6 protein-coding genes and 6 tRNA genes are annotated in these 5,197 nt (G+C 63.8%); 2 read left to right on the top strand and 10 right to left on the bottom strand.

The features are described from left to right. Both AC2VOU_RS14035 and AC2VOU_RS14030 read left to right on the top strand, forming a co-directional pair. Nucleotides 1-419 (top strand): ExeA family protein (locus AC2VOU_RS14035; RefSeq protein ID WP_486957933.1); only part of this gene is annotated, 419 nt, incomplete at its 5' end. Between the two features lie 194 nt (nt 420-613). After that, a complete protein-coding gene (locus tag AC2VOU_RS14030) occupies nt 614-856 on the top strand; it encodes a hypothetical protein (protein WP_486957932.1) in 243 nt (80 codons plus the stop codon). On the opposite strand, the gene AC2VOU_RS14025 is transcribed toward AC2VOU_RS14030, so the two are convergent. From AC2VOU_RS14025 to AC2VOU_RS13980, 10 genes are all read right to left on the bottom strand, one after another. After that, nucleotides 856-930, bottom strand: a tRNA-Thr gene (locus AC2VOU_RS14025). The genes AC2VOU_RS14030 and AC2VOU_RS14025 overlap by 1 nt on opposite strands. Before the next feature lie 62 nt (nt 931-992). Beyond that, nucleotides 993-1,142: a hypothetical protein gene (locus tag AC2VOU_RS14020; RefSeq protein ID WP_486957931.1), complete on the bottom strand. Its 150-nt coding sequence runs from the start codon at nt 1,140-1,142 to the stop codon at nt 993-995. 12 nt (nt 1,143-1,154) lie between these two features. Then, nucleotides 1,155-1,463: a hypothetical protein gene (locus tag AC2VOU_RS14015; protein ID WP_486957930.1), complete on the bottom strand. Its 309-nt coding sequence runs from the start codon at nt 1,461-1,463 to the stop codon at nt 1,155-1,157. Nucleotides 1,464-1,560: 97 nt separating this feature from the next. Next, nucleotides 1,561-1,633, bottom strand: a tRNA-Gln gene (locus tag AC2VOU_RS14010). 25 nt (nt 1,634-1,658) lie between these two features. Further along, nucleotides 1,659-1,730, bottom strand: a tRNA-Gln gene (locus AC2VOU_RS14005). A gap of 4 nt (nt 1,731-1,734) precedes the next feature. Further along, nucleotides 1,735-1,818 (bottom strand) — tRNA-Leu (locus AC2VOU_RS14000). Between the two features lie 417 nt (nt 1,819-2,235). Then, nucleotides 2,236-2,311 (bottom strand) — tRNA-Gly (locus AC2VOU_RS13995). Between the two features lie 306 nt (nt 2,312-2,617). Next, nucleotides 2,618-2,693 (bottom strand) — tRNA-Lys (locus AC2VOU_RS13990). Nucleotides 2,694-3,578: 885 nt separating this feature from the next. Beyond that, a complete protein-coding gene (locus tag AC2VOU_RS13985; RefSeq protein WP_486957929.1) occupies nt 3,579-3,755 on the bottom strand; it encodes a hypothetical protein in 177 nt (58 codons plus the stop codon). Between the two features lie 25 nt (nt 3,756-3,780). Next, nucleotides 3,781-4,821: an alpha/beta fold hydrolase gene (locus AC2VOU_RS13980; RefSeq protein ID WP_486957928.1), complete on the bottom strand. Its 1,041-nt coding sequence runs from the start codon at nt 4,819-4,821 to the stop codon at nt 3,781-3,783. Nucleotides 4,822-5,197 lie beyond the last annotated feature (376 nt).

The raw sequence follows: 5,197 nt of genomic DNA, 5'->3' as shown, positions 1-5,197 counted from the left end.
ACGAGGCACACCTGCTCGATAATCAACAGCTCGAATCGATCCGGCTGCTCACCAACCACGACATGGACTCCGGATCCCCGTTCGCGGTCGTGCTCATCGGCCAACCCAGCCTGCGCCACCGGCTCCGGCTGGGCGTGCTCGCCGCTTTAGATCAACGCATCGCCGTTCGCTACACCATCGCCGGGATGAGCGGCACCGACACCGCCGACTACATCGGCCATCACTGCAAAATCGCCGGGCGTTCTGACACCCTGTTCTCCGAGGACGCGATCGGGCTGATCCACAACGCCTCCCGCGGTCACCCGCGTGCGGTCAACAACCTGGCCCTACACGCGCTGACCGCCGCGTTCGCTGCCGCTCACGCCATCGTCGACGAGAAGGCCGCCCGTATCGCTATCGCCGAAACCGCCGCGGACTGAACCTAATTCGCGTCAAAACGACCAGGACCGCATCAACTCGACCGGCACCCCGTCACCACGCCCACCACGGCCCCGCTCACCACACCGAGCGGGGCCGTTCTCCTAACCCGATCGTCGTCAACCCCGACGACGCCATCGTCGTCATCGAAAGTGACGCGCAACAGCCGGACAACAGCGCTCTACCGTCCACTGCCATGCAACCCACTGTGTTCGAAGCCATGTTCGCCGAGCTGCGTGGCCTTCTGCTGGCTACCCACCAGCACTGCCGACCTGAACAGCACCGGGATTTTCGTTCGCGCGTAGCCCGTTTCGCGGTGTTACCGTCACCGGGCAGTTCCATGCAGGCACGGGAAACGCTGCGCTATGGGGCACGGACAATGCGCCAGATGCTGGATGCGATCGACGAGTGCCGACACGCTGCCGACGAAACAGACTGAGCCCCGAGACGGATTCGAACCGCCGACGTGCTGCTTACAAGGCAGCTGCTCTGGCCGGACTGAGCTATCGGGGCAAAGACACAAGGTCAGACATGTCGCTGCGGGTGTACATGCTGTTGTGCACGGTTCGGGCGGCTCAGCGCGTTTCGGGCCAATGAAACGTGAGGCGGGCCTCCCGTAACGCGCCCAGTTCCTCAGCGATGCGGTCGAGGGCTGATTCGCGATCAAGGATCGCGGCATCGATGTCGGCGGCGTTGGTCAGGTCGATTTCGAACAGGTAATCCATGGCTGGTCCAGTTCAGTTGGTACAGCCGTTGATGTGCGTCGTAATCCCGAACGCCGCTTCCAGTTTCGGCGCCCAGACCCGAGCTAGCCGGTTCAGTTCGGGGGCGTCCGGATCGAACAATGAATATGACAGCTGCAGGCTGACGTGCGGCCAGCTCAGGGTGTCGGTGGGGTCGGCGTAGACCGCGGTGACGGCATCGCCCATGTCGGCGGCTATCCGGCGGCACAGTGCCAACATCTGATCGTGGTCGTCGCGCGAGGGGGATCCGTTGCCGCACGTGCAGGTTCCGTATCGCAGGTGTGCGGATAGTTTGTGTGCCATCTCGATCGCGTTCCTTACCCCGGCGCCGCCGACATAGTTGTCTCTAAAATAGAGACTATGCGACAGAGGCGACAAATGCCACCAGAACGGTAAGACGATGCCCGAGGAGGATTCGAACCTCCACCATCCTGACTCAGAATCAGGCGTCCTGCCGGTTAGACCACCGGGCACTTGTGAGTCTCAGCCCGCCGGCCGCTGCCTCGCCAGGATTCGAACCTGGACACGGTGAACCAAAATCACCGGTGCTACCGGTTACACCACAAGGCATGGGTGGCCCTCGCGAAGATCGAACCCATACTCCCACAAGGGAACCGCGGTTTGAGCGCGGCGCGTCTGCCAGTTTCGCCAGAGGGCCTGGTTCAATACGCGGAGCCGGGTGCATACACGTTGACCACCATGAGATCGTGAGTCTGCGCTGCGCGCATAACTGTGACAGCGGCATCTACAGCGTCGTGAGGTGTGTCTGCTTCGACCTCGACCGTGACTTGTAGCTGGTATCTCATGCGGGTACGTCCTGACGCGACAGATCCGGGACTACCGGGATCGCGGTCCAAAAGTCTTCGACCGGAACTATCAGAGTGGTTCCTCCCGATGCTCCGATGCCGATGTCTCCACGCCGAAACCAGTAGCCGCACTTACCTGCTACGACGGCGCCCATAACCCCGAGCGGTCCTGGCGCCTGGTACTTCCAATACTCGCCCGCTGAGGGAACCTACCTGCGGACCCAGCCAATACGACTACAGCGCTGCGACACGCGGAGCAGTCTCGACCGTGGAGCGGACGACGGGCATCGAACCCGCGACATCGACCTTGGAAGGGTCGCGCTCTGCCAGCTGAGCTACATCCGCACGCGTCCCGGATTGTTGCGCCCGACGGGACCACTCGGTGGCTCGTGTGTAGCGGTGCCGGGCCCACGCACTTCCGGCCGATTTGCGTCCGGCCTTCCCGACGGCACGTCTGTCCGTGCGGTCCCACCGTGTCCGGTGGCCCTCCCAGCGCGACCCACCCGAAGGCGTCTTTCCCCGCACCGTGCCGGCCAGCGTTGGTGCCCGACCGGTGTTGGCCGGGTTGTCGTTTTGCGGCGGGATGCCGCAGTGTCGCCGTCTTGCGGGCGGGACACGATCGGTGCAATCGAGTTTTCATCGTTTTCCAGGTGGTGCGCCGCCAGGGTTTCGAACCCCGTACCCGCTGCTTAAGAGGCAGCTGCTCTACCGATTGAGCTAGCGGCGCGTTGCGCCCGCGGACGGGCCGGATTTTCAGGTACCGGCCCGTCCGCGAACGTGCCGGGTGCATGGCGGCACCCGGCGGCTGTCCCGCTCACCGGTCCGGGGGGCATACCCGCGCGTCTGGCTGACCGGTCAGTGACTCCCGTAGGAGCCCCGGTCGCCGAGGCGGCGCGCACACCTGTCCCGGTGGGGACAGCGCATCACACACTGTGAAGTTCTCAAGTTGCCGTGCGGGTGCGCGTCACCGCGACTCACGTGCCGAATCCGTTCCCGCTGAGCGGGTTTGCTTATCCGGCAGGTTGAATGGTGCATCCGAAATCAAGCGTTGTCCAGCACGTTGATTGTTGAAAAATGTTGCGGTGCAATGTGTTTAAGAAGCACCAAATGCAGAAACGTCAAGCGTCGTTTCTGCCAGGGGCAACGGAAAAGATGAGAGATTTATGAGATTGTTCTTCTGGCCCTTGCTTCCGGCTGGGGCACACGCCCGTTGAGAGGGCGGAAGGGTGACGAAGCTGCCGAAAGCACCCGGACTGGAACAAGCCACTGGTGAACTTGATCGTCCAGAACCCATCGATGGTGGGAGTGGCATTATCTGCGCACGGCGAAGCCTCCGGCGATGCTGTGCGCATCCCGGCTTCCGGCCGATAGTCGTGACGCAGTGCGGACATACTCGACACGGTAACACTTTTCACTGACAGCGCCGAGTAATTTCCGACAAGCTGTCGGTGAAAAGCGAGTGTTAGTTCTGCGCGCCACCAGTAGGTTTTGCCGCGCGGCGCCATGCCATGCCGCCGAATGCGCCTGATCCATGTGACGGGAACTAATGGTGTCGACGTCAGCGTCGATGATGCTGACCATGCCGATCGCTGCTCTACTAAAAAGCCTGTGGTTACGCAGATTTCGGAACTGACTCGACGGAACGGCAATTACGGGCCCCGCCGCCGAACGTGCGGGTCGTGACGTGGATACGCTGCCCGCCGCTGGAGACCAGCGCGACGTCCTGCGTTTTGAGCTGCATCGGCCACACCCCGAGCAGCGTGTCGGTCCGGCCAGCCGACGATCCCACCCGGCCGCAAGCTCGCGTACCCGCGTCATATCAGCCGTCCGCTGATAGGAGCTGTCGACGAACAGGCCGCCGACGTTGACGGCATCGATAAACGCTTCTCGCTCAACGTGTTCAACGCCTGAATCGGTCCTGATCCGGCGAAGATGGCGCGCTCGATGGCTTGGGACACCACATGGGGTGCCTGCTGAGGCAGCATGTGCCCGGCGCCGGGGACACACACGTGGACCGCCCCCGGAATCGACGCAGCCAGCTCGTCAGAATGCTCAGGCGGCGTCAACACGTCCCCGCTGCCGCTGACCACCACCGTGCGCGCGGTAACCGACCCCAACACTGCGGTGGCGTCGAAATCCCTGAGCCCGCCCACGAACCCGACCGCAGTCGCCACCGGGGTACTCGCCAGCGCCGACGCGATCACCTCAGCCAGCCTGGCGCGCTGCGCGGGCCCGCCGGCACGCCAGCGACCCACCGCCGCGCACAGCGGAGCACCCAGCACACGAACGGCCTGATCGGGTGAATACTCAACGACCCTGCACAGTCGAGCCAGGCCGGGGGTGCTCAGCAGCCGACCCAAGCCACGTTCAGTGAGCCGGCCAGCCGCGGCGCCGACCAGCACCAATCCCGCCGGATCCACCGGCCGCGCGGCACGCCGGAGATATTCCAGGGCCACCATCGCTCCCAGCGAATGCCCGATCAAGGTCAGCGATCCGGTGACCTTGAGCTCATCGAGGACGTAGGCCAAGTCGTCGGCGAGCCGATCGACCCGATACGTCGACGTCGGCGCGGACTGCGACCTGCCATGTCCGCGGTGGTCGTAGCCGATCGCCCGCACCGAGCCTTCGTGACGACGCTGCAACGAGTCGATGTGACGGGCCCACTCGGCCCTGGACAGACACCACCCGTGCAGGAAAACAGCGGTGTGCCTGGCGGATCGGTCACCGTAGTCGCTGCACGACAACCGCACACCATCGCCGGCGAGGACCTGGACATGCCGCCGCCTGCGCGCCGCGCCCTCCGGCCGGTCGCCGTCCGCGGCAACAGCCTCGCCGGGGGCGAATCCAATAGGCATGTGTGGCTCATTTCTCGGGGGAACCGCACTTAGGGGTTCTCTATATTAGAGAATAACAGGTGTGTCCGTGACCGAAAAGAACCTGCGCGAAACACCGCCTGTCACCCGCCGGCGGCGTGGCTCGGAACGCTCGACGGCGAAGGGGAGTCGTCGCGCATATGTTCCTGGGAGGTCACTTTCGCCCTTGAATCAAGTGTTTGCTGCGGTCGGTCTGGTGGGCGTTTTCGGTTGAGTCACGGTGACCTGGGGTTTTCCGGTCGCGGTTGCGGGTGAAACCGCTTGTGAGCTGGTGTTTCGGTGTGGTGTTCCGGTGGGTGGCGTGGCGATCTCCGCGTTCACCGTCCAGATAAGGTTGCCCTTATCTGTTGGGCTGGCG

The sequence above is a fragment of the Mycobacterium sp. TH-M25 genome, from assembly GCF_057473665.1.
This window is presented reverse-complemented; position numbering and strand designations above follow the sequence as displayed.

Bases quoted from the DNA above. Each gene is read 5' to 3' on its own strand.
- AC2VOU_RS14020 (WP_486957931.1), bottom strand. From the start codon at position 1,142: ATGGATTACCTGTTCGAAATCGACCTGACCAACGCCGCCGACATCGAT.
- AC2VOU_RS13980 (WP_486957928.1), bottom strand. From the start codon at position 4,821: ATGCCTATTGGATTCGCCCCCGGCGAGGCTGTTGCCGCGGACGGCGAC.
- AC2VOU_RS14015 (WP_486957930.1), bottom strand. From the start codon at position 1,463: ATGGCACACAAACTATCCGCACACCTGCGATACGGAACCTGCACGTGC.
- AC2VOU_RS14030 (WP_486957932.1), top strand. From the start codon at position 614: ATGCAACCCACTGTGTTCGAAGCCATGTTCGCCGAGCTGCGTGGCCTT.